The organism is Streptomyces zingiberis, assembly GCF_012034935.1.
Classification (GTDB): Bacteria; Actinomycetota; Actinomycetes; order Streptomycetales; family Streptomycetaceae; genus Streptomyces; species Streptomyces zingiberis.
The window spans coordinates 66,927-92,038 of sequence record NZ_JAATEN010000002.1 but is presented as its reverse complement, the minus strand read 5'-3'; the positions used below and the strand labels follow the sequence as shown (position 1 = coordinate 92,038).

23 protein-coding genes are annotated in these 25,112 nt (G+C 74.6%); 6 read left to right on the top strand and 17 right to left on the bottom strand.

Annotated elements, in window-relative coordinates:
• Nucleotides 1-110: 110 nt before the first annotated feature.
• Nucleotides 111-563 (top strand): Fur family transcriptional regulator, encoded by a 453-nt coding sequence (locus tag HCK00_RS02650; RefSeq protein WP_168100092.1) that lies wholly within the window; start codon nucleotides 111-113, stop codon nucleotides 561-563.
• A 91-nt stretch (nucleotides 564-654) separates the two neighbouring features.
• On the opposite strand, the gene HCK00_RS02645 is transcribed toward HCK00_RS02650, so the two are convergent.
• The 12 genes from HCK00_RS02645 to HCK00_RS27220 form a co-directional block, all read right to left on the bottom strand.
• A complete protein-coding gene (locus tag HCK00_RS02645; RefSeq protein ID WP_168100091.1) occupies nucleotides 655-1,509 on the bottom strand; it encodes an isoprenyl transferase in 855 nt (284 codons plus the stop codon).
• A 14-nt stretch (nucleotides 1,510-1,523) separates the two neighbouring features.
• Nucleotides 1,524-2,270 carry a DNA repair protein RecO gene (gene recO / locus HCK00_RS02640; protein ID WP_168100090.1) on the bottom strand — a complete coding sequence of 249 codons (747 nt, stop codon included), beginning with the start codon at nucleotides 2,268-2,270 and terminating at the stop codon, nucleotides 1,524-1,526.
• A gap of 96 nt (nucleotides 2,271-2,366) precedes the next feature.
• Nucleotides 2,367-3,041 (bottom strand): TerB family tellurite resistance protein, encoded by a 675-nt coding sequence (locus HCK00_RS02635; protein ID WP_168100089.1) that lies wholly within the window; start codon nucleotides 3,039-3,041, stop codon nucleotides 2,367-2,369.
• A 458-nt stretch (nucleotides 3,042-3,499) separates the two neighbouring features.
• Nucleotides 3,500-5,299, bottom strand: a complete 1,800-nt coding sequence (gene leuA / locus HCK00_RS02630; RefSeq protein WP_168100088.1) for a 2-isopropylmalate synthase — start codon at nucleotides 5,297-5,299, stop codon at nucleotides 3,500-3,502.
• Between the two features lie 249 nt (nucleotides 5,300-5,548).
• A complete protein-coding gene (era, locus tag HCK00_RS02625) occupies nucleotides 5,549-6,514 on the bottom strand; it encodes a GTPase Era (RefSeq protein ID WP_168100087.1) in 966 nt (321 codons plus the stop codon).
• A gap of 331 nt (nucleotides 6,515-6,845) precedes the next feature.
• Nucleotides 6,846-7,235 carry a cytidine deaminase-like protein gene (locus HCK00_RS02620; protein ID WP_168100086.1) on the bottom strand — a complete coding sequence of 130 codons (390 nt, stop codon included), beginning with the start codon at nucleotides 7,233-7,235 and terminating at the stop codon, nucleotides 6,846-6,848.
• A gap of 55 nt (nucleotides 7,236-7,290) precedes the next feature.
• Complete coding sequence (locus tag HCK00_RS02615; RefSeq protein ID WP_168100085.1) at nucleotides 7,291-8,643, bottom strand: hemolysin family protein; 1,353 nt, start codon at nucleotides 8,641-8,643, stop codon at nucleotides 7,291-7,293.
• On the bottom strand, nucleotides 8,640-9,137 hold the full coding sequence (gene ybeY, locus HCK00_RS02610) for an rRNA maturation RNase YbeY (RefSeq protein WP_168100084.1): 498 nt from the start codon (nucleotides 9,135-9,137) through the stop codon (nucleotides 8,640-8,642). The genes HCK00_RS02615 and ybeY overlap by 4 nt, the downstream gene beginning before the upstream one ends.
• Before the next feature lie 12 nt (nucleotides 9,138-9,149).
• Complete coding sequence (locus tag HCK00_RS02605; protein ID WP_168100083.1) at nucleotides 9,150-10,325, bottom strand: PhoH family protein; 1,176 nt, start codon at nucleotides 10,323-10,325, stop codon at nucleotides 9,150-9,152.
• Nucleotides 10,326-10,611: 286 nt separating this feature from the next.
• Nucleotides 10,612-11,535, bottom strand: coding sequence for a ribonuclease Z (locus HCK00_RS02600; RefSeq protein WP_168100082.1), 924 nt, complete (start codon nucleotides 11,533-11,535; stop codon nucleotides 10,612-10,614).
• A gap of 5 nt (nucleotides 11,536-11,540) precedes the next feature.
• The gene (locus HCK00_RS02595; protein WP_168100081.1) at nucleotides 11,541-11,900 is read right to left on the bottom strand and encodes a histidine triad nucleotide-binding protein; all 360 of its coding nucleotides are present in this window, start codon (nucleotides 11,898-11,900) and stop codon (nucleotides 11,541-11,543) included.
• 65 nt (nucleotides 11,901-11,965) lie between these two features.
• A complete protein-coding gene (locus HCK00_RS27220; RefSeq protein WP_311765110.1) occupies nucleotides 11,966-12,370 on the bottom strand; it encodes an ATP-binding protein in 405 nt (134 codons plus the stop codon).
• Between the two features lie 501 nt (nucleotides 12,371-12,871).
• Here HCK00_RS27220 and HCK00_RS02585 point away from each other — a divergent pair.
• The 3 genes from HCK00_RS02585 to HCK00_RS02575 all read left to right on the top strand — a co-directional run bounded on the left by HCK00_RS02585 (nucleotide 12,872) and on the right by HCK00_RS02575 (nucleotide 17,363).
• Nucleotides 12,872-13,711: a DUF5753 domain-containing protein gene (locus HCK00_RS02585; RefSeq protein ID WP_168100079.1), complete on the top strand. Its 840-nt coding sequence runs from the start codon at nucleotides 12,872-12,874 to the stop codon at nucleotides 13,709-13,711.
• Entirely contained in the window at nucleotides 13,695-13,910 is a 216-nt protein-coding gene (locus tag HCK00_RS02580; protein WP_168100078.1) for a DUF397 domain-containing protein, read from the top strand. Before HCK00_RS02585 ends, HCK00_RS02580 begins: the two co-directional genes overlap by 17 nt.
• Before the next feature lie 165 nt (nucleotides 13,911-14,075).
• Nucleotides 14,076-17,363: a S41 family peptidase gene (locus HCK00_RS02575; protein ID WP_168100077.1), complete on the top strand. Its 3,288-nt coding sequence runs from the start codon at nucleotides 14,076-14,078 to the stop codon at nucleotides 17,361-17,363.
• 51 nt (nucleotides 17,364-17,414) lie between these two features.
• Here the strand turns inward: HCK00_RS02575 and HCK00_RS02570 are convergent, their stop codons facing one another.
• The 4 genes from HCK00_RS02570 to hrcA form a co-directional block, all read right to left on the bottom strand.
• Nucleotides 17,415-18,155 carry a 16S rRNA (uracil(1498)-N(3))-methyltransferase gene (locus HCK00_RS02570; RefSeq protein ID WP_168100076.1) on the bottom strand — a complete coding sequence of 247 codons (741 nt, stop codon included), beginning with the start codon at nucleotides 18,153-18,155 and terminating at the stop codon, nucleotides 17,415-17,417.
• Nucleotides 18,152-19,414, bottom strand: a complete 1,263-nt coding sequence (locus HCK00_RS02565) for a nitronate monooxygenase (protein ID WP_168100376.1) — start codon at nucleotides 19,412-19,414, stop codon at nucleotides 18,152-18,154. Before HCK00_RS02565 ends, HCK00_RS02570 begins: the two co-directional genes overlap by 4 nt.
• Nucleotides 19,415-19,648: 234 nt before the next feature.
• Nucleotides 19,649-20,785 carry a molecular chaperone DnaJ gene (gene dnaJ, locus HCK00_RS02560; RefSeq protein ID WP_168100075.1) on the bottom strand — a complete coding sequence of 379 codons (1,137 nt, stop codon included), beginning with the start codon at nucleotides 20,783-20,785 and terminating at the stop codon, nucleotides 19,649-19,651.
• Complete coding sequence (gene hrcA / locus HCK00_RS02555; RefSeq protein ID WP_168100375.1) at nucleotides 20,786-21,802, bottom strand: heat-inducible transcriptional repressor HrcA; 1,017 nt, start codon at nucleotides 21,800-21,802, stop codon at nucleotides 20,786-20,788.
• 340 nt (nucleotides 21,803-22,142) lie between these two features.
• Here hrcA and HCK00_RS02550 point away from each other — a divergent pair, with 340 nt between their 5' ends.
• Together HCK00_RS02550 and HCK00_RS02545 are read left to right on the top strand one after the other, a co-directional pair.
• Nucleotides 22,143-22,913, top strand: coding sequence for an MBL fold metallo-hydrolase (locus tag HCK00_RS02550; protein WP_168100074.1), 771 nt, complete (start codon nucleotides 22,143-22,145; stop codon nucleotides 22,911-22,913).
• A gap of 34 nt (nucleotides 22,914-22,947) precedes the next feature.
• Nucleotides 22,948-23,796 carry a DUF3097 domain-containing protein gene (locus HCK00_RS02545; protein ID WP_168100073.1) on the top strand — a complete coding sequence of 283 codons (849 nt, stop codon included), beginning with the start codon at nucleotides 22,948-22,950 and terminating at the stop codon, nucleotides 23,794-23,796.
• Nucleotides 23,797-23,844: 48 nt separating this feature from the next.
• Here the strand turns inward: HCK00_RS02545 and hemW are convergent, their stop codons facing one another.
• Nucleotides 23,845-25,077, bottom strand: coding sequence for a radical SAM family heme chaperone HemW (gene hemW / locus HCK00_RS02540; protein ID WP_168100072.1), 1,233 nt, complete (start codon nucleotides 25,075-25,077; stop codon nucleotides 23,845-23,847).
• Nucleotides 25,078-25,112: the final 35 nt, after the last annotated feature.

Below are 25,112 nucleotides of genomic sequence, written 5' to 3'. Positions count from 1 at the left end.
CCCCACGCGGCGGAACTGGCACAATGGCCGCTGGTACCCGTGCGCGCGGCCGAGCTCGCGGGTGTTCCGGGCGGGCGGCCGGCAGGCCGAGAGGCCAGAAGGAGGGCAACGTGGCTACGGCGGGCAGCAGTGGAGCGGGCACCGCGTCCGTGCGCGGCCGGTCGACGCGGCAGCGCGCGGCCGTCGCGGCGGCACTGGACGAGGTGGACGAGTTCCGCAGCGCACAGGAGCTGCACGACGTCCTCAAGCACCGGGGCGACTCCGTCGGCCTGACCACCGTCTACCGCACCCTGCAGTCCCTGGCCGACGCCGGTGAGGTGGACGTGCTGCGGACGGACGAGGGCGAGGCCGTCTACCGCCGGTGCAGCACCGATGACCACCATCACCACCTGGTCTGCCGTGGCTGCGGCAAGGCCGTCGAGGTGGAGGGCCCGGCCGTGGAGAAGTGGGCCGACCAGATCGCCGCGGAGCACGGCTTCGTGAACGTCGCCCACACCATCGAGATCTTCGGCACCTGCGGAGACTGCGCGGCGAAGGCCGCGGCGGCCGGTCCCGGGCGCTGACCCGGACGGGCGGCGGCCCCGACACCCCCGGCGGGCCCCGGCAGCGCGCGGGGGCCCGCCGGCGTGACGAGGGCGGATCAGGGGGACCCGGTCAGGCCGCCCCTCCCCCGGCCCCGGCCCCCTGACCGGCGGCCGGCAGCTCCACGGCGTTCGGCACCGCGCCCCCGAAGCGGCGGTCGCGGTGGGCGTACTCCAGGCACGCCCGCCACAGGTCCCGCCGGTCGAAGTCGGGCCAGAGGACGTCCTGGAAGACCATCTCGGCGTACGCGCTCTGCCATATCAGGTAGTTGGAGGTGCGCTGCTCGCCCGAGGGGCGCACGAAGAGGTCCACGTCCGGCATGTCCGGGTAGTAGAGGTACTGCTGGACCGTCTTCTCGGTGACCTTCGACGGGTCCAGCTTCCCCGCCCGCACGTCGGCCGCGATGGCCGCCGCGGCGTCGGCGATCTCCGCCCGGCCGCCGTAGTTGACGCAGAAGTACAGCGTCATGGCGTCGTTGTCGCGGGTCTGCTCCTGCGCGACGCGGAGCTCCTCGACCACGGACTTCCACAGCTTGGGCATCCGCCCCACCCAGCGGATCCGGATGCCCATGGCGTCCATCTCATCCCGGCGGCGGCGGATGACGTCCCGGTTGAAGTTCATCAGGAAGCGCACCTCCTCCGGCGAGCGCTTCCAGTTCTCGGTGGAGAAGGCGTACAGGGAGAGGTTCTTCACCCCCATCTCCAGGCAGCCCTTGAGGACGTCCATGACGACGCCCTCGCCGACCTTGTGGCCCTCGGTGCGCGGCAGCCCGCGCTCCTTCGCCCAGCGGCCGTTGCCGTCCATGACGATCGCCACGTGCTTCGGGACGAGGTCGCCGGGGATCTCCGGCGGGCGGGCGCCGCTGGGGTGCGGTTCCGGCGTGCGGTACTCGCGGCGGATACGGCCCAGAATCCCGCGTCGTGCCATGCGGTCCACGTCTCCTATTTCTCTACATACCGGAGCGAACGCAGTCCGCGCTCCAGGTGCCAGTGCAGATAGGCTGCCACGAGCCCGCTGCCCTCCCTGACGTGCCGCGGCTCACAGGCGTCCGCGGTCTCCCAGTCGCCCGTCAGCAGCGCGCCCAGCAGCCGCAGCGCCTCCCCCGAGGGGACGACGCTACCCGGCACCCGGCAGTCCCCGCAGACCACGCCGCCCGCCGAGACCGAGAAGAAGCGGTTCGGGCCCGGCAGGCCGCACCGGGCGCAGGCGTCGAAGCTGGGCGCGTAGCCGTTCACCGCGAGTGAGCGCAGCAGGAAGGCGTCGAGCACCAGCCGCGGCTCGTGGGCGCCGCCCGCGAGCGTCCGCAAGCCGCCCACCAGCAGCAGATACTGCTGGACGGCCGGCTCGCCCTCGTGGTCGGTGAAGCGCTCGGCGGTCTCCAGCATGGCGGTGCCGGACGTGTAGCGGTCGTAGTCGCCGGCGATGGCGCCGCCGTAGGGCGCGATGGTCTCGCTCTGGGTGCACAGCGGCAGCCCGCGGCCGACGAGTTCCCCGCCACGGGCGAAGAACTGCACGTCCACGTGGGAGAAGGGCTCCAGCCGGGCCCCGAACCGGGATTTGGTGCGCCGGACGCCGCGCGCCACCGCGCGCACCCGGCCGTGACCCCGGGTGAGCAGGGTGATGATCCGGTCCGCCTCGCCCAGCTTCTGGGTGCGCAGCACGATGCCGTCGTCGCGGAACAGAGTCATGGCGGCATTCTCCCGCACGGCGGGGGTGGGCGGGCGCGCGGGCCGGGAACGGCCCGGTCGGCGGGCGCCGGGGCCCGCGCCGGGCCGCCCGCCGCGTCAGGAGGGGGTACGGGCGGCGGCGGCGAGCAGCCGTTCGGTCTCCTCGCGGCGGATGGTCAGGGCCGCGCCGACGGCGGAGAGGGCCTCCCGCTCGGCGGGGGTGTAGGGGCCGTCCGCGAGGGCGATCCGGGCGCCCTGCAACAGGATGGACTCCCGCCCGGCCGGGGCGAGGTGCGGCGCCAGCGGGCCCAGCGCCTCGTGGAGCTCTATGGTCAGCGCCGTACCGCTGCGCCCGGCCCAGTCCTCCGCCCAGCCGGGCAGCCGGCCGGCGTCCGCGGCGAGCGCCTCGACGAGGGTGCGGAGCTGGTCCTCGGTGCAGTCGGCGAAGCCCGCGGCGCGCACCACGGAGACGGCGGTCTCGCGGGTCGGCCGGGTGTCGGCGCCCCCCGCGGCGAGGACGGCCAGGGCGACGGTGTGCACGGCGTCCCGGAGCATCGCGGAGAAGCGGGTGGTGGTGGGGTGGTCCAGCGTCTGCGGGGAGTAGTGGCCGCGGCAGGAGGAGCACTCCACCACCGGGCCGGCCGCGCCGCGCGGCAGGACGGGGACGCCGAGGAAGGTGAGCCTGCGGCGGCCGGTCCTGCGGCGGTAGTTGCGGTCGCCGCCGCACCCCGGGCAGAAGAACTCGCCGTCGCCGACCGTGTGCCAGGTGGCGCCCACTCCCCACACGCGCATCGTCGCGGAACCTCCGGCGGTGATCGGGCCAGGACTTTCGGGCACGGACCGCCGCCGATCGTCATCGCGGGGCAACAGTGCCGTATCAACGTGATGTTAACCACAGCGACCGCGTGGCGTCAGCACCCCGGGGCGAGCGGCCGGTGGCCGGTATGCGGCCGCTGCGGCGCCTCCTCGGCCGGGAACGGCCGTTCGACCCCAGGTGGGCGGGGCCCGGGGGACGCGCCATCGGCCCGCGCGGCCGAATTCCTTTCCCGGGGGCGCCGCTCCCCCGGTGGCGAAATTCGGCGGAAAACAGCCGTCCCGCCCCCGGGGGGCACGGGGGCGGGACGGCTCCGGCGGCGGCCGGCGGCGCACGGCCGCCACCCCGGGTACGAGCGGCGCGGGATCGGGCCGGCCGGTTCAGGCGGGGCGGGTCAGGCACCTCCGGTCAGGCACGCCCGGTCAGGCAGGCCGGTTCAGGCGGGGCGCCCCGAGCGGTTGACGGCGGAGACGACGGCCTTCAGGGAGGCGCGCACGGTGTTGGCGTCCGTCCCCGCGCCCCAGAGCACCTTGCCGTCCACGGCGCACTCGACGTAGGCGGCGGCCTGGGCGGCGGCGCCCTCGCTCAGCGCGTGCTCCGCGTAGTCCAGCACCCGTACGTCCACCCCGATCGAGCCCAGGGCGTCGATGAAGGCGGCGATGGGGCCGTTGCCGGTGCCGGTGAGCACGGTCTCCGCGCCGTCCACGACCGCCTCGACGGTGAGCGCGTCCCCGCCCTCCCCGGTGGTCGAGGTCTGGGCGGAGCGGAGCGCGATACGGCCCCAGGGGGCGTCGGGGGTGGGCAGGTACTCGTCCTGGAAGGCGGACCAGATCTGGGCCGGGGTGATCTCCCCGCCCTCGCTGTCGGTCTTCTCCTGGATGATCTTCGAGAACTCGATCTGCATCCGGCGGGGCAGCTCCAGCCGGTGGTCGTTGCGGAGGACGTAGGCGATCCCGCCCTTGCCCGACTGGGAGTTGACCCGGATGACCGCCTCGTAGGAGCGGCCCACGTCCTTCGGGTCGATCGGCAGATACGGCACGTCCCACTCGGCGTCGCCCACGGGCTGCCCGGCCCCGGCCGCCCGCGCCTCCAGCGCCTCGAACCCCTTCTTGATGGCGTCCTGGTGGGAGCCGGAGAAGGCGGTGTAGACCAGGTCGCCCGCGTACGGGTGGCGCGGGTGGACCTCCATCTGGTTGCAGTACTCGGCGGTGCGGCGGATCTCGTCGATCCGGGAGAAGTCGATCATCGGGTCGACGCCCTGGGAGAAGAGGTTCATCCCCAGGGTGACCAGGTCCACGTTGCCGGTCCGCTCGCCCTGGCCGAAGAGGCAGCCCTCGACGCGGTCCGCCCCGGCCATCACGGCCAGCTCGGCGGCGGCGACGGCGGTCCCGCGGTCGTTGTGCGGGTGCGCGGAGAGGCAGACGAACTCGCGCCGGGAGAGGTTCCGCGACATCCACTCGAAGCGGTCGGCGTGCGTGCTGGGCGTCGAGCGCTCCACGGTGGCCGGCAGGTTGAGGATGATCTCGCGGCCCTCCTCGGGCTGCCAGACGTCCATCACGGACTCGCAGACCTCCAGCGCGAAGTCCAGCTCGGTGTCGGTGAAGATCTCCGGGCTGTACTGGTAGCCGAAGACCGTCTCGTCGCCCAGCAGCTTCTCGGCGTACTCCACCACCAGCCGGGTGCCGTCCACCGCGATCTGCCGGACCTGGTCCCGGCTGCCGCGGAAGACCACGCGGCGGAAGACCGGCGCCGTCGCGTTGTAGAGGTGGACGGTGGCCCGGTGCGCGCCGCGCAGCGACTCGACGGTGCGCTCGATCAGCTCCTCGCGGGCCTGGGTGAGGACGGAGATCGTCACGTCCTCGGGGATCGCGCCCTCCTCGATGATCGACCGGACGAAGTCGAAGTCGGTGCGGCCGGAGGAGGGGAAGCCGACCTCGATCTCCTTGTAGCCCAGGGAGACCAGCAGGTCGAACATGGCCCGCTTGCGGGCCGGGGACATCGGGTCGATCAGCGCCTGGTTGCCGTCCCGCAGATCGGTGGAGAGCCAGCGGGGCGCCTTGGTGATCCGCTGCTCCGGCCAGGTGCGGTCCGGCAGTTCCACCGCCTCGTAGGGGCGGTAGCGGTGGACCGGCATCCCCGAGGGCCGCTGGGCGACGGTCGCGGCGGTCACGGGGGTGGGACGGCCGACGGCGCGCGGGGCGGACTCACCGGACTGACCGGACTGGGGAGAAGACATCTGCGTGGGCTCCTGTCGATGGGCTCTCGACGGCCGACGGCGGCAACACCGGACTCCGCGGGGAGGGGGTCGGCCTCGACTACAGGCCCTCGCCGCGGCGGCTAAGGAGAAGCAGCCCGAAACGCATGATGCGGTCCACCTTAGCGGAGGCGCCCGGTACGGAGGGGACCGTTCCAGGATGCGGGACGCGGCGCGCCGGGTGTTCCCCGTCTTCTCCAGGGGTGGGCCGGGGGCGGCCGGGGTCCGGCCTCAGAAGCCCAGCTTGCGGAGCTGGCGCGGGTCCCGCTGCCAGTCCTTGGCCACCTTCACATGGAGGTCCAGGTAGACGGGCGTGCCGAGCAGCGCCTCGATCTGCTGCCGGGAGCGGACGCCCACGTCCTTGAGCCGGGCGCCCTTGGGTCCGATGACGATGCCCTTCTGGCTGGGCCGCTCGATGTAGACGTTGGCGTGGATGTCCAGCAGCGGCTTGTCCGCCGGGCGGCCCTCGCGCGGCAGCATCTCCTCCACGACCACGGCGATGGAGTGCGGCAGCTCGTCCCGCACCCCCTCCAGCGCGGCCTCCCGGATCAGCTCGGCGACCATCACCTGCTCCGGCTCGTCGGTGAGGTCACCGTCCGGGTAGAGCGGGGGGCTCTCCGGCAGCAGCGGGACGAGCAGGTCGGCCAGCAGCTCCACCTGGCGCCCGGCGGTGGCGGAGACGGGCACGATCTCCGCCCAGTCCACGCCCAGCTCCTTGCCGAGCCGGTCGACGGCGATGAGCTGCTCGGCCAGCGCCGACTGGTCCACCAGGTCGGTCTTGGTGACCACGGCGATCTTCGGGGTCCGCTTGCGCAGCCCGGCGAGCTCCTTGGCGATGAAGCGGTCACCGGGGCCGATCCGCTGGTCGGCGGGGATGCAGAGGCCGACCACGTCCACCTCGGCCCAGGTCGTCCGCACCACGTCGTTGAGGCGCTCGCCGAGCAGGGTGCGCGGCTTGTGCAGCCCGGGGGTGTCCACCAGCACGAGCTGCGCGTCGGGGCGGTGCACGACACCGCGGACGGTGTGCCGGGTGGTCTGCGGGCGGTTGGAGGTGATCGCGACCTTCGTTCCCACCAGGGCGTTGGTCAGGGTCGACTTGCCCGCGTTGGGGCGGCCGACGAAGCAGGCGAAGCCCGCGCGGTGCGGGGTCGCAAGCTGACCGGTCCGGGAGGGGGAGGAGTCGCTCATGGCGTTCATTCTCCCCGATGCGCGGAGCGCCCCCGACCGCGGCCCCGGCGCCCGCCCGGACCGGGACGGAGCGGGCACCGCGGGGGCCCGCCTCCGCCACCCCGGCCCGGGTACGCGGTGCGTTCGGCCGGGCCCGCGGCGGTCCGGCCGGGACGGCGGGACCGGCACGGTACGGCCACCGGGCACCGCCACCGTCACCGCCGTCACCGCCGTCACCGGGTCCGGTGTCCCGGCCGGCCCCACCGGTCCCCGCTCGCGGCCGCCGTCCCCGGTGATGCCCGCCCAGGGGACGGCGGAGGGCGGCGGGACAGGGCCGGGCAGGGCCAGACGGAGCGGGGGCTCAGGCCGTGGTGGCCGTGCGGAGCGTGCCGTCCGGGGCGGCCAGCAGGACCGGGGTCCCCGGCCCGCCGAGGTCGCGCACGGCCGCGCGGTCCTCCTCCGTCACCTCGCCGGCCGCGGAGACCACGACCGCGGCCTCCAGCCCGTCCGCGCCGCTGGCCACGGCCATGGCCACGGCGGTCCGCGCCGCGCTGAGCCGCAGCGACGGCAGGGCGACGGTGCCGGCGACGTACGTCCGGCCCGTGGAGTCGCGCACGGCGGCGCCCTCGGCCACGCCGTTGCGGGCCCGGGTGGCGCGGGCGAGGGTGACCAGCTTGGCGTCCTCGGCGTCGAGGGCGGGGGCGTCGGCGGCGCCGTTCGTGCCGTCGGTGGGATCCGTGGTGTCCGTCATGACCAGCAGGATAAGGAGCCCCCGCCGCGCGGCGCCGGGGCGGGGGCCGCGAAGGTCAGGGGCGGCCGGCCCGCTCGTCCCCCGCGCCCCGCTCCCCGGCCGGCTCCTCCTCCACCGGGAGGGGTTCGACGAGGACGGTGACGATGCGGTTGCGGCGCCCCGCCGGGGACTCGGCGGTGAGCCGCAGCGCCCGCGGGGCCGGGCCGGTCAGCTGGCCGGCCTGGCCGCTGAGGTCCACCTCGGCGGTGGCGCCGGCGATCGGGACCCTCCCCAGCAGCTTGGCGAGCAGGCCGCCGACCGTTTCCACGTCCTCGTCCTCCAGGTCGAGCCCGTAGAGCTCGCCCAGGTCGCCCAGGTCGAGGCGGGCGGTGACCCGGTGGCAGCCGTCGCCCAGGTCCTCGACGGGCGGCAGCTCCCGGTCGTACTCGTCGGTGATCTCCCCGACGATCTCCTCCAGGATGTCCTCGATGGTGACGACACCGGCGGTGGAGCCGTACTCGTCGACCACCACCGCGACGTGGTTGCGCCGCTGCTGCATCTCCCGGAGGAGGTCGCCCGCGTTCTTGGTGTCGGGCACGAAGACGGCGGGGCGCACGGCCGTGGTGACCAGCTCGCTCTCCGCGTCCCGGTTGATGTGCGTCTTCCGGGCGAGGTCCTTGAGGTAGACGATGCCGACGACGTCGTCCTCGCTCTCGCCGACCACCGGGATCCGGGAGAAGCCGGAGCGCAGCGCCAGGGTGAGCGCCTGCCGGATGGTCTTGCCGCGCTCGATGACGACGAGGTCCGTGCGGGGCACCATCACCTCACGGACGAGGGTGTCCCCCAGTTCGAAGACCGAGTGCACCATGCGGCGCTCCTCGTCCTCGATGAGCTGTTCCTTCTCGGCGAGGTCCACCATGGCCCGCAGCTCCGCCTCGGAGGCGAACGGGCCCTTGCGGAAGCCCTTGCCGGGGGTGAGCGCGTTGCCGAGGAGGATCAGGAGCTGCGGCACGGGCCCCATGATCCGGGCCAGCGGCAGCAGGACGTACGCGGCGGCGGTGGACGTGTTCAGCGGGTGCTGACGGCCGATGGTGCGCGGCGAGACGCCGACGGCGACGTAGGAGACCAGGACCATCACCCCGGTGGCGACGGCCAGCGCCTCCCACGTCTGGTCGAACTCCCGTACGCAGATGAAGGTGACGAACACCGCCGCCGCCGTCTCGCACGCGACCCGCACCAGCAGTGCCACGTTGAGGTAGCGGGTCGGGTCCTCGGCGAGCGTCATCAGCCGGGCGCTGCCGCGGCGACCGGAGCGCACCGCCTCCTCCGCGCGGAAGCGGGAGATCCGGGCGAGGCCCGCCTCGGCGCAGGCGGCGAGCCAGGCCACGACGGTCAGCAGGACCGCCGCGGTGATCAGCGGGCCGCTCACCGGACGGTGGGCGCCGGCGAGGGGCCCTCGACACCCCGTTCGGACCGCCAGCCGTCGATGATCGCCTGTTGCAGGCCGAACATCTCGACCCGCTCCTCCGGCTCCTCGTGGTCGTAGCCGAGGAGGTGGAGCACCCCGTGGACGGTGAGGAGCTGGAGCTCCTCGTCCATCGAGTGCGCCGTCTCCGCCTCCGCCCCCTGCCGATGGGCCACCTCCGGGCAGAGGACGACGTCGCCGAGCAGCCCCTGCGGGGGCTCGTCGTCGTCCTTGGCCGGCGGACGGAGCTCGTCCATCGGGAAGGACATGACATCCGTGGGGCCGGGGAGGTCCATCCACTGGAGGTGCAGCTGCTCCATGGCGTCGGCGTCGACGACGATCACGGAGAGTTCGGCGAGCGGGTGGATGCGCATCCGGGCGAGGGCGTAGCGGGCGACGTCCAGCAGGGCCTCTTCGTCCACCGCGGTGCCGGACTCGTTGTTGACGTCGATCGACATGGTCCGGCGAGTCTACTTCCCGGTCCGCGAGGGGTTCCGGGCGCCGTCCCGGCCGCCGCGGTCGTGCCGGCCGCCCCTGCCGTCCCGGCCGCTCCTGGTGTCCCGCCCGTCCCCGCCGTCGTGGCGGTCGCGGCCGTCGGGACCGGTGTGGCCGCCGTGGCCGTCACGGCCGGCGTGGCCGGAGTGGCTGTCGTATTTCTCGTAGGCGTCCACGATCCGGCCGACCAGCTTGTGGCGCACCACGTCGGTGCTGGTCAGACGGGAGAAGTGGACGTCCTCCACGTCCCCCAGGATGTCCTGGACCTGGCGGAGCCCGCTCCTGGTGCCGCCGGGGAGGTCGACCTGGGTGACATCACCGGTGATCACGATCTTGGAGTCGAAGCCGAGCCGGGTGAGGAACATCTTCATCTGCTCGGCGCTGGTGTTCTGCGCCTCGTCCAGGATGATGAAGGCGTCGTTGAGCGTCCGGCCGCGCATGTACGCCAGCGGGGCGACCTCGATCGTCCCGGCGGCCATCAGCCGGGGGATGGAGTCGGGGTCGAGCATGTCGTGCAGGGCGTCGTAGAGCGGGCGGAGATACGGGTCGATCTTCTCGTAGAGCGTGCCGGGCAGGAAGCCGAGCCGCTCCCCGGCCTCCACGGCAGGCCGGGTCAGGATGATCCGGTTGACCTGCTTGGACTGAAGGGCCTGCACCGCCTTGGCCATCGCGAGGTAGGTCTTGCCGGTACCGGCCGGGCCGATGCCGAAGACGATGGTGTGCCGGTCGATCGCGTCCACGTAGCGCTTCTGGTTGAGCGTCTTGGGACGGATGGTGCGGCCGCGGTTGGAGAGGATGTTCTGCGTGAGCACCTCGGCCGGGGTCTCCCCCGCGCCCTCGCCGCCGTCGGGCGTGCGGAGCATGGCGATGGAACGCTCCACGGCGTCCTCCGTCATCGGCTGGCCGGTGCGCAGCACCAGCATCATCTCGTCGAACAAGCGCTGGACCAGGGCGACTTCGGCCGGGTCGCCGAGCGCGCTGACCTCGTTGCCCCGGACGTGGATGTCGGTGCGGGGGAACGATTTCTCGATCACGCGCAGCAGGGAGTCCCCGGAGCCCAGGACGGTGACCATGGGGTGGTTGGCCGGGACGGTGAAACGGGCGCGCGCCTGCCCCTCTTCGGGGTTCTGTGCGGAGGGTGTCTGCGTCATGGGCCGGCTCTGTGGCCTGTGGATCCCGCCTTCGGTGAGGTCTGTGGTGGGGCCGGCGATCGGCGCGGGGCGCCGCGCGGCCTTCTCTTGCGCTGTCAAGGGTACGCCGGGGGGCCGACAGCGCCCGATCTGTTTTCCCGGCCCGGCCGGTGACCACCCGGCCGGGCCCGGCGGTTCACCGTCCCGGCGGCCGTCGGGTGGCGGCCGGGGGACGGCTCGGGTCCGGGCCGGGAACGGGCCGGCCGGGGGATCAGCGGCGGACGCGGCGGCGGCCCGGGGCCCGGGCTCAGCGGAGGTGCTTGGGCACCGGCACCCGCTGGAGGTCCCGCGCGACCGTCAGCTCCCCGCCGAACCCGGCGGCGCGGGCCTGCCGCTCGAACGCGGCGGGTTCGGTGTAGCGCTGCGAGAAGTGGGTGAGCACCAGGTGGCGTACGCCGGCCGCCGCCGCCAGCCGGGCGGCCTGCCCGGCGGTGAGGTGGCCGTGGCGCTGTGCCAGCGGTGCGTCCTCGTCGAGGAAGGTCGACTCGGTGACGAGCAGGTCGCACCCCTCGGCCAGCGCCTCGGCGCCCCCGCACAGCCGGGTGTCCATCACGAACGCGAACCGCTGCCCGCGCCGGACCTCGCTCACCTGGTCGACGTGGACGGTGCCGTGCTCCGCGGTGCGCAGCACCGACTCGCGGCTCAGCCGGCCGACGTCGGGCCCCGCGATGCCGTAGGCCGCCAGCCGCTCGGGCACCATGTGCCGCCGCTCGGGCTCGGTGAGCCGGTAGCCGAAGGACTCCACGGGGTGGGAGAGGCGGCGCGCCTCCAGGGTGTAGGCCGGGGTGACGGCCAGCGTGCCGTCCTCCGCCACCGGCTCCTCGGTCACCCCCACCGCCTCGTGGTAGGCGGTCGCGTAGCGCAGCCGGCGGAAGTACTCCTGGCCGCTCGCCGGGTAGTGGGCGGTGACGGGGTGCGGCACCCGGTCGAGGTTGATCCGCTGGATGACCCCGGCCAGGCCCAGCGAGTGGTCCCCGTGGAAGTGGGTGACGCAGAGACGGTTCAGGTCGTGCGCGGAGAGCCCGGCCCGGATCATCTGCCGCTGGGTGCCCTCGCCGGGGTCGAACAGGATGCCCTCGCCGTCCCAGCGCAGCAGGCAGCCGTGGTGGTTCCGCTCCCGGGTGGGGACCTGGCTGGCGGTGCCGAGGACGACGAGCTCGCGGACGGACAACGCGGTTACCCGGGGGGCCAGGTGAGGTCGCGCCCGCCGAGGACGTGGGCGTGGACGTGGAAGACGGTCTGCCCGGCGCCGCTGCCGGTGTTGAGGACGATCCGGTAGCCGGAGCCGTCGATCCCCTCGTCGGCGGCGACGGCGCCCGCCTCGCGGAGGAGGTCCGCGGCGAGCGCCGGATCCGCCGCCGCGAGGGCCGCGGCGTCCGCGTGGTGCGCCCGGGGGATGACGAGAACGTGCGTCGGGGCCTGGGGGCTGATGTCACGGAAGGCGATCGCCGTCTCGCTCTCGCGCACGACGGTGGCCGGTACCTCCCCCGCCACGATCTTGCAGAACAGGCAGTCGGCCTGCGGTTCTCCCGCCATCGGCGGCCCTCCTCGGCGCGGGTCGGCGGCCGGCCCCGTGGGCCGGCCGGTCGTCAGGCCGCATGCTACCGGCCGGTCCCCCGGCCACCCGGCGGGAGCGTCAGGTGCGCCCAGACCACCTTGCCGGGGCCGTTCCGGACGGAGACGCCCCAGGAGTCCGCGAGCGCGGCGACGAGGAGCAGGCCCCGGCCGCCGTGGTCGTCCGGTCCCGGCGCCTTCGGTTCGGGCCGGACGGGCGAGGCGTCGTGGACCTCGATCCGTACCCCGTCCGGCGGCAGCGGCACGTATCGGGTCTCGATCTGCCGCCCCGCCGGCACCCGGGCGTGCCGCCCCGCGTTGGTGAGGAGTTCGCTCAGGACCAGCGTGGCCGGTTCCTCCAGCGCGGCCAGCCCCCAGCCGGCCAGCGCCGTGCGCAACTCCACCCGCGCGAGCGCCACCCGGCTCGGGTGACGGCTCCAGCGCAGCACCACGGGGCGGTCCGCTCCCCGGCCCCCGCTCTCGCCCCCCTCGCCGCCGGCCGGCCTCACCGGGCCATGCGGCACCGGAGCGCAGGCGCCCGGTGGCAGCTCCGGCGGCGCTTCCGGCGGGCCGTTCCGCCGCGCGGCGGCCGGGATTCCGGGGCGGTGTGGGGGCGGGGGCGACACCCGCACGCCCTCCGGCAGGTTCTCCGACGGGATTTCCGACGGGCTCTCCGACAGCATTACCGGCTCTCCTCCGAGTATGTGGACGACGCCCCGGCCATCGCGCCCCGGTATCGCGGGCGTTGCCGCGTACGGCGCTTTCGGCGGCCCTGGGCCACCGACCCCCGCCGGTAACCTCCGGGAACATCCGCAGGGGATTCTCCGGAGCCGCCACCGGAATCGCGGGAGTCGTCACATCAGCTTCCCCGACCGGGCAGACTGGGCGCATATCCGACGCGTCACCAAATGCGGTGCGTGGACGGCCGGTTACACGGGAGGGGTTCGGCCGGAATGGAGTTGAACAACGAATCGGACCAGCTCACACCCAGGGTGAGGCTGGGCAGGCGACTACGCCGGATGCGGGAGCGGAAAGAACTGTCGCTGCGCCAGCTGTCCGAACAGGTGGGCGGCTATTCGCACAGCTATCTCGGCCGCGTGGAGCTGGGGGAGCAACTCCCCTCGACGGCGCTGGTGACCGCGCTGGACACCTTCTTCGAGGCCGACGGGGTACTGGGAGAACTACTGGAGATCGCGCGCGAGAACTCCATTCCCGGATACGGTCGCGCGATCGTCAGCAAGGAACGGGAATCCCGGCGCATTCAGGTGTTCACCAGCAGCCTGATTCCCGGACTCCTCCAGACCGAGGAATACGCGCGCGAATTGTTCCGCAGGTCACTGCCGGGCGAATCGGAAGAGGGGCTGAACGAACGGGTAGCTGTCCGAATGCACCGGAAGCACATCTTCTACCGCAGCAATCCGCCCTACTACTGGGCAATCATGGACGAAGCATCACTTAAGCGCCCTGTCGGGAATGCTGGACAGATGCAGGACCAGCTCAGATGCCTGCTGGACATCGCCGAGCGGCCCCACTTCACGATCCAGGTTCTTCCGTTCGCCGAAGGCGCGTATCCGATGCTGGGAGGGTGCCTGACCTTGCTCACCCTGCGCGATGGCGGAACCATGGCCTTCGTCGAGAGCTTCAAATCCGGCGAAACAGTGGAGTCCCCGAAAGAAGTGGTCGAGCTGAGTCAGCGATTCGACATCGCCCGGTCGCTGGCACTGCCGGAAGACAAATCCCTCAGCCTGATCCGCAGATATCTGGAAGAGTACGCAGATGACCACGGTTCCTGACGCCTCGGTTCTGTCCGCCTGGCGCAAGTCCAGTCACAGCAACAACGGCGACGGCGCATGCGTCGAGGTCGTGGACGGCCACCCCGTGGGCGTTCCCGTCCGCGACAGCAAGGTCCCGTACGGGCCCGCGCTGGTCTTCGCCCCGGATCGCTGGTCCACGTTCGTCGCCGCCGTCAAGGACGGGGACCTCACCGGGTGATCACGGGGCACTCGGGGGCCGCCCCGGCCTGGTGAGCCGTCGCGGGACCGGCGCGGGCGCCCGGCGCGCGCACCCCGCCCGCCACCGCCCCCGGGTGCCCCGGCCCGGCGGGGAACCGCCGGTGCCCCCTGTCGGGTCCGGTAATGGGTGCATAGGGTTGCAGTTGTGACGCAGCCTTCGTACCTCCGCTTCCCGCATCCGCACGGCGAGTTGATCACTTTCACCGCCGAGGACGACGTCTGGGCGGCTCCGCTCGACGGCGGCCGTGCCTGGCGGGTCAGCACGGACAACATGCCGGTCTCGCACCCGCGGATATCGCCCGACGGGCACCACGTGGCCTGGACCTCCACCCGCGACGGGGCGCCGGAGGTCCATGTGGCCCCCGTGGACGGCGGCCCCTCCCGGCGGCTGACGTACTGGGGCAACGCCCGGACCGCCGTCCGCGGCTGGACGCCCGGGGGCGAGGTGGTGGTGATCACCGCCGCCGGTCAGGCGTCCTCCCGCCGTACCTGGGCGCGGGCCGTGCCGCTGGACGGCGGTCCCGCCCGCACCCTGCCGTACGGCCCCGTCGGCGCGGTGGCGTACGGGCCGGAGGGCGCGGTGCTGCTGCTCTCCGCGACGATGGGCCGGGACGCCTCGTCCTGGAAGCGCTACCGGGGCGGCACCACCGGGAAGCTCTGGCTGGACCCGGACGGCGGCGGCGCGTTCCACCGCGTCCACGCCGAGCTCGACGGCAACATCGAGCAGCCGCTGTGGATCGGCGGGCGCATCGCGTTCCTCTCCGACCACGAGTCCACCGGCGCCCTGTACTCCTCGCTGCCCGACGGCTCGGACCTGCGCCGGCACAGCCCGCTCGGCGGCTTCTACGCCCGGCACGCCGCCGGTGACGGGACGCGGGTCGCCTACGCCTCGGGCGGGGAACTGTGGCTGCTGGACGGCCTCGACGGCACCGATGACACTGATCACACCGGTGACACCGGTGACACCGGTGCCGCCGGTGACACCGCCGGTACCGGCCCCCGCCGGCTCGACATCCGGCTCGGCGGCTCCCGTACCGACCTCCAGCCGCACCCCGTGCGCGCCGCTCACCACCTGGGCGAGGCGCGGCCCGACCACGCCGGCCGCAGCAGCGCCGTGGAGGTGCGGGGCACGGTGCACTGGGTGACCCACCGCGAGGGCCCGTCCCGCGCGCTGTCCGCCGTGCCCGGGCAGCGGGACCGGATGCCGCGGGTGTTCCGGGTGGACGGCGCGGAGCACGTCGTGTGGGTCACCGACGCGGAGGGCGACGACGCGCTGGCCCTCGCCCCGGCCACCGGCGGCGAACCGGGCGGCGTGCCGCGCCGTCTGGCCGCCGGGCAGCTCGGCCGGGTGCTGGACCTGGCCGTCGCGCCGGACGGCGGGCGGATCGCCGTCGCCTCCCACGACGGGCGGGTGCTGCTCGTGGAGCGGGAGACCGGCGAGGTGCGCGAGGTGGACCGGAGCGAGGACGGCGACGCCGACGGCCTGGTCTTCTCCCCCGACTCCGGCTGGCTGGCCTGGTCACACCCCGGGCCGGGCGCGCTCCGCCAGCTCAGGATCGCCGACACCGCGGGCCTGGCCGTGTCGGAGGCGACCCCGCTGCGCTTCCGCGACTTCTCCCCCGCCTTCACCACCGACGGCCGCCATCTGGCCTTCCTCTCCGAACGCGCCTTCGACCCGGTCTACGACGCGCACGTGTTCGACCTGGCGTTCGTCGGCGCCTGCCGGCCGCATCTGATCACCCTGGCCGCGTCCACGCCGTCGCCCTTCGGCCCGTACCGGCACGGCCGCCCGCCGACGCCGGAGCGGGACGGCGGCGACGAGGGCGACGGGCGCGGCTCCGCCGGATCCGGCTCCTCCGCGGTGCCCGCCACCCGCGTGGACGTCGACGGGCTCGCCGACCGCATCGTGCCGTTCCCCGTCGAGGCCGCGCGCTACTCCACCCTGCGCGCCGCGGAGGGCGGTGTGCTGTGGATGCGCCACCCGGTGCGCGGGGTGATCGGGTCCGCGCTGGCGCCGGACACCTCCGGGCCGTCCACCTCCCTGGACCGCTACGACCTGGTGCAGCAGCGCTCCGAGCACCTCGCCGACGACGCCGAGGACTACGCGGTCAGCGGCGACGGCAAGCGGGTGCTGCTCTCCACCGGCCACAAGCTGCGGGTGGTGCCCGCCGACAGCAAGAGCCCCGACGACGACGGCGACGACAACATCACCGTCGATCTCTCCCGGGTGCGGCTCACCGTCGAACCGGCCGCCGAGTGGCGGCAGATGTACGCCGAGACCGGCCGGCTGATGCGGGACAACTTCTGGCGGCCCGACCTCGGCGGCGTGGACTGGGACGGCGTCCTGGAGCGCTACCGGCCGGTGCTGGACAAGGTCGCCACCCACAGCGACCTGGTCGACCTGCTCTGGGAGGTCCAGGGCGAACTGGGCACCTCCCACGCCTACATCCTCCCCTCCGGCGGCTGGAGCGACGCCGCGCACCGGCAGGGGCTGCTCGGCGCCGACCTCGAACGGGACGAGGAGGGTGTGTGGCGGGTCACCCGGGTGCTGCCGTCCGAGACCTCCGACCCGCAGGCCCGCTCGCCGCTGGCCGCGCCGGGGGTGGCGATCCGCGCCGGGGACGCGATCCTCGCCGTCGACGGCCGCCCGGTGGACTCCCTGGCCGGCCCGGGGCCACTGCTGGTCGGCGCGGCCGGCAAGCCGGTCGAACTGACCGTCGGCCCGGCCGGTGGGGGTGCGCCGCGTCACGCGGTGGTGGTGCCGATCTCCGACGAGGAGCCGCTGCGCTACCACGACTGGGTCGCCGGCCGCCGCGCCCACGTCCACGAGCGCTCCGGCGGGCGGCTGGGCTATCTGCACGTGCCCGACATGGTCGGCTCCGGCTGGGCGCAGCTCCACCGGGACCTGCGGGTGGAGATGATCCGCGACGGCCTGGTCGTGGACGTGCGGGAGAACCGCGGCGGGCACACCTCGCAGCTCGTCGTGGAGAAGCTCGCCCGCCGGATCGTCGGCTGGGACCTCCCGCGCGGGATGCGGCCGTTCAGCTACCCGCAGGACGCGCCGCGCGGGCCGGTGGTCGCCGTGGCCAACGAGTTCTCCGGCTCGGACGGCGACATCGTGGGCGCGGCCGTGAAGGCGCTCGGCATCGGCCCCGTGGTCGGCACCCGCACCTGGGGCGGCGTCATCGGCATCGACAGCCGCTACGACCTCGTGGACGGCACCACCGTGACCCAGCCCAAGTACGCGACCTGGATGGAGGGCGTCGGCTGGGACCTGGAGAACCACGGCGTCGACCCGGACGTGGAGGTGGTGCACACCCCGCAGGACGCGGCCGCCGGGCGGGACCCGCAGCTCGACGAGGCGATCCGGATCGCGCTGGCCACGCTGGAGGAGAACCCGGCGCGGACGCCGCCGGAGCTGCCGCCCCTCTGAGGCCGGTGGCGCGTGGCGGCCGGCCCGCCACGCGCCGTCGCCACCGGCCGTTCAGGACCAGCGGCCGGTGCGCCCCAGCAGCAGCGCCGTGGCGGCCGTGCCCGCCGTGGAGGTGCGCAGCACGGTCGGGCCGAGCCGGTACGGGCGGGCGCCCGCCGCCGTGAACGCCGCCAGCTCGTCCGGCGTGACCCCGCCCTCCGGCCCGACGACCAGCACGATCTCCCCGTCCTCCGGCAGCGGGGCGGCCGCCAGCGGCTCCGTGCCCTCCTCGTGGAGCACAGCCGCGAAGGCGGCGTCCGCGAGCAGGGCGGCCACCTGCCGGGTGGACATCGGACCGGTCACCTCGGGCAGCCGCAGCCGGCGGGCCTGCTTGCCCGCCTCGCGGGCGGTGGCCCGCCACTTGGCGAGCGACTTCTCGCCCCGCTCCCCCGTCCACCGGGTGACGCAGCGCGCGGCGGTCCAGGGGACGACGGCGTCCACGCCGGTCTCCGTCATGGTCTCCACGGCGAGTTCGCCGCGGTCGCCCTTGGCCAGGGCCTGCACCACGGTGATGCGGGGGGCGGGCGCGGACTCGTGGCGGATCTCCGTGACCTCCACCGTCAGCCGGTCCTTGCCCGCCACCTCGGCGACGGTGCCGAGGCCGCCGGTCCCCCGGCCGTCCGTCAGCACGATCTCCTCGCCGGGGCGCAGCCGCCGGACGGAGACGGCGTGGCGGCCCTCCGGCCCGTCGAGCAGGACGCGGCCGGGCGCGAGGGGACGGTCCTCGCCGAGCAGGAACACCGGGGCGGTCACGTGGGCTCCCCCTCACGGGACGGGACGGGCTGGGCCGGATGGGCCGGATGGGCCGACTGGGCGGAGGACGCCGGCGGCACGGAGGGCACGGTCGGCACGTCCCGCGCCGTGGAGCCGGACGCGGGCGGGCCCGGATCGGGGACGGCGGCAGGAGCGTCCGGGGACGGCACGGCGGCCGGGCAGAGGGCGGCGCGGGCCGCGTCCGTCTCCGCCACGAGGACGCGGACCAGTTCGGCGGCGGGCAGCGGACGGGCCAGCCGGTGCCCCTGCCCGGCCCAGAGCGCCATGCCGTGGGGGTCCCCGGCCCGGGCGGCGGCCCGCCGCAGCCCGGCGGTCATCCGGTGCACCTGGGGGTAGGCCGCCGGAGCGTGGCGGCCGTGGTCCCGCAGGAAGCGGTTGACCAGCCCGCGGGCCGGGCGGCCGGAGAAGGCGCGGGTGAGCTCGGTGGTGGGAAAGAGGGGGTCGGTCAGCGCCCGCCGGTGGAGCTCGCTCGCCCCGGACTCCGGGCAGACGAGGAACGCCGTGCCGAGCTGCGCGGCGGTGGCCCCGGCGGCCAGGACGGCCGCGATCTGGGCGCCCCGCATCAGCCCGCCCGCCGCGATCAGCGGCAGCGCCACGGCCTCGCGCACCAGGGCGAGCAGGGTCAGCAGCCCCAGCCCGGCCCCGCCGTCGGCCCGCGGGTCGTCGCGGTGGGTGCCCTGGTGCCCGCCGGCCTCGGTGCCCTGGACGCAGAGCGCGGCGGCCCCCGCCCGTTCCGCCGCCACCGCCTCGGCGACGGAGGTGACGGTCACGACGGTGAGGGTGCCGGCGGCGGCGAGGGCCGCCAGGGCCTCCGGCGCGGGGCAGCCGAAGGTGAAGGACACCACGGGGACCCGGGCCTCGGTCACGACCGCCAGCTTGGCTGCGTACCCGTCGTGCCCGTCGTACCCGTCGTACCGGTCGTGCCCGTCGTGCCCGTCGTGCCCGTCGTGCCCGTCGGAGCCGCCGTCGCCGTCGGTGCCGGGGTCGCCGAGCGGGGTGCCGTACCGGGCGGCCTCGGAGGCGAGCCGCCCGGCATAGGCGTCGACCGCGGCGGGGTCGGCGGGGGGCGGCTGCGGCAGGAAGAGATTGACGCCGAAGGGCCGGCCGGTGAGCGCGCGCAGCGCCAGGATCTCCTCGCGGACGGCGTCCGGCGTCTTGTAGCCGGCCGCCAGGAAGCCCAGACCGCCCGCCCCCGACACCGCGGCGGCCAGCTCCGGGCCGGAGGCGCCGCCCGCCATGGGCGCCTGGACGATCCGGGACGGGCAGAGGCCCGGGACGCCGGGGAGGTCTCTCACCGCGGGGGCGCCCCCCGTTGCAGCAGCCATGCGGCACATGGTGCCACGGGGGCCGCCCCGACGAGCCGGGCGGCCCGGGGCCCGGGGCCGGGCCGCGACCGAGCCGCCGGGGCGCGGGAACGGGCCGCCGGGCGCACGGGGTCACCCCCCGGCCGGGCCGGGGGGTGACGCCGGCGCTCAGCGGCCGTTGAAGGCGTCCTTCAGCCGGGAGAAGAGACCCTGCTGACCGGGCTGGAAGTGACCGGCCGGGCGCTCCTCGCCACGCAACGTGGCGAGCTGGCGGAGCAGATCCTCCTGCTGGGCGTCGAGCTTGCCCGGGGTCTGCACCTCGACGTGGACGATCAGATCGCCGCGCCCGCCGCCGCGCAGATGCTTGATGCCGCGCTGGTGGAGCGGGATCGACTGACCGGACTGCGTACCGGGCCGGATGTCGACCTCCTCCATGCCGTCCAGCGTCTCCAGCGGGCACTGGGTGCCGAGGGCGGCGGCCGTCATCGGGATGGTGACCGTGCAGTGCAGGTCGTCACCCCGGCGCTGGAACACCGGGTGCGGCACCTCGTGGATCTCCACGTACAGATCACCGGCCGGGCCGCCGCCGGGGCCGACCTCGCCCTCGCCGGCGAGCTGGATGCGGGTGCCGTTGTCCACACCCGCGGGGATCTTCACCGTGAGGGTGCGGCGGGAGCGGACCCGGCCGTCGCCCGCGCACTCGTGGCAGGGGGTCGGCACGACGGTGCCGAAGCCCTGGCACTGCGGGCAGGGGCGGGAAGTCATGACCTGGCCCAGGAAGGACCGGGTGACCTGGGAGACCTCGCCCCGGCCGCGGCACATGTCACAGGTCTGCGCGGAGGTGCCGGGCGCGGCGCCCTCGCCGTTGCAGGTGTTGCAGACCACGGCGGTGTCGACCTGGATGTCCTTCGTGGTGCCGAAGGCGGCCTCGTCCAGCTCCACGTCCAGCCGGATCATCGCGTCCTGACCGCGCCGGGTCCGGGAGCGCGGGCCGCGCTGCGACGCCGTGCCGAAGAAGGCGTCCATGATGTCGGAGAAGTTGCCGAAACCGGCGGCGCCGAAGCCCGCCCCGGCGCCCCCGCCGCCTCCGGAGATCGGGTCCCCGCCGAGGTCGTAGACCTGCTTCTTCTGCGGGTCCGACAGCACCTCGTAGGCGGCGTTGATCTCCTTGAACCGCTCCTGCGTCTTCGGGTCCGGATTGACGTCCGGGTGCAGCTCGCGGGCGAGGCGGCGGAACGCCTTCTTGATCTCGTCCTGTCCCGCGTCCCGGCTCACGCCCAGTACGGCGTAGTAGTCGGTGGCCACTTACGACTCCGCCAGGATCTGTCCGACGTAACGTGCCACTGCGCGTACCGCTCCCATCGTTCCGGGGTAGTCCATGCGGGTCGGTCCGACCACGCCGAGTTTTGCGACCGCCTCGTCGCCCGAACCGTAGCCCACCGCGACGACGGATGTGGACGTCAGGCCCTCATGGGCGTTCTCGTGCCCGATACGCACCGTCATGCCCGGCTCCTCGGAGGCGCCGAGCAGGCGCAACAGCACGACCTGCTCCTCCAGGGCCTCCAGCACGGGCCTGATGGTCAGCGGGAAGTCGTGCCCGAAGCGGGTGAGATTGGCGGTTCCGCCGATCATCAGCCGCTCCTCCGTCTCCTCGACGAGGGTCTCCATCAAGGTGGCGAGCACCGTGGAGACCGACCCGCGGTCCTCCGCCTCGAAGGACTCCGGAAGATCCTGCACCAAGCGCGGCACATCCGCGAACCGGTGCCCCGAGACGGCGCTGTTGAGCCGGGCCCGGAGATCGGCCAGCGCCGTCTCCCCGAACGGAGCCGGGCAGTCCACCATCCGCTGCTCGACCCGGCCCGTGTCGGTGATCAGCACCAGCATGACCCGGGCGGGCGCCAGCGAGAGCAGCTCGACATGGCGCACCGTGGAGCGGGTGAGCGAGGGGTACTGCACCACCGCGACCTGCCGGGTGAGCTGCGCGAGCAGCCGCACGGTGCGGCCCACGACGTCGTCGAGGTCCACCGCTCCGTCGAGGAAGTTCTGGATGGCCCGGCGCTCGGCCTGGGAGAGCGGCTTGACGCCCGCCAGCCGGTCGACGAAGAGACGGTAGCCCTTGTCGGTGGGGATGCGCCCGGCACTGGTGTGCGGCTGGGCGATGAAACCCTCGTCCTCCAGCGCGGCCATGTCGTTCCGCACCGTCGCGGGCGAGACCCCGAGCTGGTGGCGCTCCGTGAGCGCCTTGGAACCGACGGGCTCCTCCGTGCCGACGTAGTCCTGGACGATGGCCCGGAGCACTTCGAGCCTGCGTTCGCTCAGCATCACGCTCACCTCCCCTCGGTCGCGCCGGTCCCGGCGGTCCGGTTCCCGGCGCCTCCGGCAACTCCGGCGGCTCTGTTCCCGGCAGAGCCTGGCAGTCCTGCCTGGCAGTCCTGACCTGACAGTCCTGCCTGGCAACCCTGCCTGACAGGTCCCGACAGGTCCTGACAGGCCCTGGCACTCGGTCGACGGGAGTGCCAGTGTCCCGGCCAAGTGTACGGCCGTCCGGTACGTCAAGGGCAAGGCCGGACGCGGCAGGAGACGGGAACGGGGGCGCGACCGCGGCGGTCCCCGGGCGCGGGCGCCGCTCCCGCGCGGGTCCCGGCGGGTTACCGTCGGGCGCATGGAGCTGCCACAGGGTGCGGGAGACGGCACGGGAGCGGGCACGGGAGACGGCGCGGAACAGGACGCGGCGGACTGGGAGCGGCCCGCGCCGGGCGTGGCCCGCCGCAGGCTGCCGCGGTGGGACGCGACCACCGGCCTGGTGTTCGGGCCGGACGCGGTACTCCTGGTGGACGCCGGCGCGAGCCTCGCCGAGGGCGCGGAGATCCGCCGGCAGGCGCGGCGGATCGCCGGGCGGGACGTGACCCATCTCGCACTCACCCACGGCCATTTCGACCACGTCCTCGGCGCGGCGGCCTTCGCGGGCGCCGCGAGCTACGCGGCCGTCGGCCTGGACGGGCTGCTCGCCGGCGGGCGGGACGCCCTGGCGGCCGACGCGGTCGCCCACGGCCTGCCCGCGGCGGAGGCCGCCGAGGCCGTGGCCCTGCTGGTCCGCCCCCGCCACCCGGTCTCCGGGGAGATGGCGGTGGACCTCGGCGGCGGGCGGCGCGCCGTGCTCGCCAACCTGGGACCCGGGCACACCGGGCACGACCTGGCGGTCCTGGTGCCCGGCGAGCCCTGCGTGGTCTTCTGCGGCGACCTCGTCGAGGAGTCCGGCGAGCCCCAGGCCGGGCCCGACGCCGTGCCGGGGCGCTGGCCGGCCGCGCTGGACCGGCTGCTCGCGCTCGGCGGCGAGGACGCGCTGTACGTGCCCGGTCACGGAGCGATCGTGGACGCCGCCTTCGTGCGGGGCCAACGGGACGCGCTGGTGCGCCGGTTCGGCGTGTCGTGACCGGCGGCCGCGCCGCGTTCGTAGGGTCGGCCCCATGCGCAGCAGACGTTACGGACCCGATCTGACCCCGCCGTGGAAGAAGTCCCGGCCGGTGCCCGAGGTGGCGGCCGAGCCGGATCTGGTCGTCGAGGAGGTCACGACCGGCTGGTGCGGCGCGGTGGTCCGCTGCGAGAAGACCGCGCAGGGGCCGGTGGTCACCCTGGAGGACCGCTTCGGCCGGCACCGGGTCTTCCCGATGGAGCCCCGCGGCTTCCTGCTGGAGGGGCGCGTGGTGACGCTGGTGCGCCCGGCCGCCGCCCCGCCCGCCGGTACACGCACCCCGGCGCGTACCGCCTCGGGGTCGATCGCCGTCCCGGGGGCGCGGGCGCGGGTGGCGCGCGCCGGGCGGATCTACGTCGAGGGACGGCACGACGCCGAGCTGGTCGAACGGGTGTGGGGCGACGACCTGCGCGTCGAGGGCGTGGTGGTCGAGTACCTGGAGGGGGTCGACGACCTTCCGGCGGTGGTCCGGGAGTTCGGTCCCACGGCGGACGCCCGGCTCGGGGTCCTCGTGGACCACCTCGTGCCCGGCTCCAAGGAGGAGCGGATCGCCGCCGAGGCCCGGGCGGCCGCCGGCGGCGAGCACGTGCTGGTCGTCGGGCATCCGTACATCGACATCTGGGAGGCGGTGAAGCCCTCCTCGGTGGGCATCCCGGCCTGGCCCACCGTGCCGCGGGGCCAGGACTGGAAGACGGGCGTCTGCCGGGCGCTGGGCTGGCCGGAGAACACCGGCGCCGCCTGGCAGCGCGTCCTGGGCTCGGTCCGCTCCTTCCGCGATCTGGAACCGGCGCTGCTCGGGCGGGTCGAGGAACTCATCGACCATGTGACGGCGATCCCGGAGTAGCCCGGGCCCCGGGGCCGGGCCCGCGGCGGCCCTCTCCCGGCGCCGGTGTCAGTCGACCAGGTCGCGGACGACCGCGTCGGCGAGGAGCCGCCCGCGCAGGGTCAGCACCGCCCGGCCGCGCCCGTACGGCTCCGGCAGCAGCAGCCCGTCCGCGACGGCGCGCTCCGCGGCCCGGAGCCCGGCCGGGGCCAGCAGGTCCAGCGGGCAGCCGTCGGCGAGCCGCAGTTCGAGCAGGATCCGCTCCACCCGGCGGTCCTCCGCCGACAGCAGTTCACGTCCGGCGCCGGGGCTGCGGCTCTCGGCGAGCGCCTGGGCGTACGCGCCGGGGTGCTTCACGTTCCACCAGCGCACGCCGCCGACGTGACTGTGCGCGCCGGGACCGGCGCCCCACCAGTCCCCGCCGCGCCAGTACAGCTCGTTGTGGCGGCAGCGGGCCGCCTCGGTGGCCGCCCAGTTGGACACCTCGTACCACCGCAGGCCGGCGGCGGACAGCCGCTCCTCCGCGAGGAGGTACCGGTCGGCGTGGACGTCGTCGTCGGTCGGGGCCACCTCGCCGCGCCGGATCCGCCGGGCGAGCCCGGTCCCCTCCTCCACGATCAGCGCGTACGCCGAGACATGGTCCGGGCCCGCGCCGAGCGCGGCGTCCAGCGAGGCGCGCCAGTCGTCGTCGCTCTCCCCGGGGGTGCCGTAGATCAGGTCGAGGTTGACATGCTCGAAACCGGCCGCCCGGGCCTCCGCCACGCAGCGCTCGGGGCGGCCCGGTGTGTGGGTGCGGTCCAGCACCCGCAGGACGTGCCGGCGGGCGCTCTGCATCCCGAACGAGACGCGGTTGAAGCCGCCCTCCCGCAGCTCCGCCAGGCTCCGCGGGGTCACCGACTCCGGGTTGGCCTCGGTGGTGACCTCGGCGTCCGCCGCCAGCCCGAACTCCTCCCGGACGGCGCCCACCATCCGCACCAGATCGGCGGCCGGCAGCAGGGTCGGCGTGCCACCGCCGACGAAGATCGTCGAGACGGGACGGGGATCGTCGCCCAGCACCTTGCGCGCCAGCCGGATCTCCTCCGCCAGGGTCTCCGCGTAGTTCTCCCGGGAGGCGAGCGCGCCGCCCGAGCCGCGCAGCTCGGCGGCGGTGTAGGTGTTGAAGTCGCAGTAACCGCAGCGGGTGGCGCAGTACGGCACGTGCAGGTAGAAGCCGAGCGGGCGCTCCGCCGCGCCGTCCAGCGCGTGCGGGGGCAGCGCGCCGTCGGCGGGCACGGGGGCGCCGTCGGGGAGTACGGAGGGCATACCGGCCATTGTCCGTCATCCGGCGGCGGTCCCCG

What these genes read in the sequence shown, in the direction of transcription:
- HCK00_RS02620 (WP_168100086.1), bottom strand. Translation starts at nt 7,235, where the DNA reads ATGACGGACACCACGGATCCCACCGACGGCACGAACGGCGCCGCCGAC.
- HCK00_RS02550 (WP_168100074.1), top strand. Translation starts at nt 22,143, where the DNA reads ATGGAGCTGCCACAGGGTGCGGGAGACGGCACGGGAGCGGGCACGGGA.
- recO (WP_168100090.1), bottom strand. Translation starts at nt 2,270, where the DNA reads ATGACTCTGTTCCGCGACGACGGCATCGTGCTGCGCACCCAGAAGCTG.
- HCK00_RS02595 (WP_168100081.1), bottom strand. Translation starts at nt 11,900, where the DNA reads ATGGCGGGAGAACCGCAGGCCGACTGCCTGTTCTGCAAGATCGTGGCG.
- HCK00_RS02545 (WP_168100073.1), top strand. Translation starts at nt 22,948, where the DNA reads ATGCGCAGCAGACGTTACGGACCCGATCTGACCCCGCCGTGGAAGAAG.
- HCK00_RS02580 (WP_168100078.1), top strand. Translation starts at nt 13,695, where the DNA reads ATGACCACGGTTCCTGACGCCTCGGTTCTGTCCGCCTGGCGCAAGTCC.
- HCK00_RS02645 (WP_168100091.1), bottom strand. Translation starts at nt 1,509, where the DNA reads ATGGCACGACGCGGGATTCTGGGCCGTATCCGCCGCGAGTACCGCACG.
- hrcA (WP_168100375.1), bottom strand. Translation starts at nt 21,802, where the DNA reads ATGCTGAGCGAACGCAGGCTCGAAGTGCTCCGGGCCATCGTCCAGGAC.
- HCK00_RS02635 (WP_168100089.1), bottom strand. Translation starts at nt 3,041, where the DNA reads ATGCGCGTGTGGGGAGTGGGCGCCACCTGGCACACGGTCGGCGACGGC.
- ybeY (WP_168100084.1), bottom strand. Translation starts at nt 9,137, where the DNA reads ATGTCGATCGACGTCAACAACGAGTCCGGCACCGCGGTGGACGAAGAG.
- HCK00_RS02585 (WP_168100079.1), top strand. Translation starts at nt 12,872, where the DNA reads ATGGAGTTGAACAACGAATCGGACCAGCTCACACCCAGGGTGAGGCTG.
- leuA (WP_168100088.1), bottom strand. Translation starts at nt 5,299, where the DNA reads ATGTCTTCTCCCCAGTCCGGTCAGTCCGGTGAGTCCGCCCCGCGCGCC.
- HCK00_RS02605 (WP_168100083.1), bottom strand. Translation starts at nt 10,325, where the DNA reads ATGACGCAGACACCCTCCGCACAGAACCCCGAAGAGGGGCAGGCGCGC.
- HCK00_RS02565 (WP_168100376.1), bottom strand. Translation starts at nt 19,414, where the DNA reads ATGGCGGGCGGCGCCTCCGGCCCGGAGCTGGCCGCCGCGGTGTCGGGG.
- hemW (WP_168100072.1), bottom strand. Translation starts at nt 25,077, where the DNA reads ATGCCCTCCGTACTCCCCGACGGCGCCCCCGTGCCCGCCGACGGCGCG.
- era (WP_168100087.1), bottom strand. Translation starts at nt 6,514, where the DNA reads ATGAACGCCATGAGCGACTCCTCCCCCTCCCGGACCGGTCAGCTTGCG.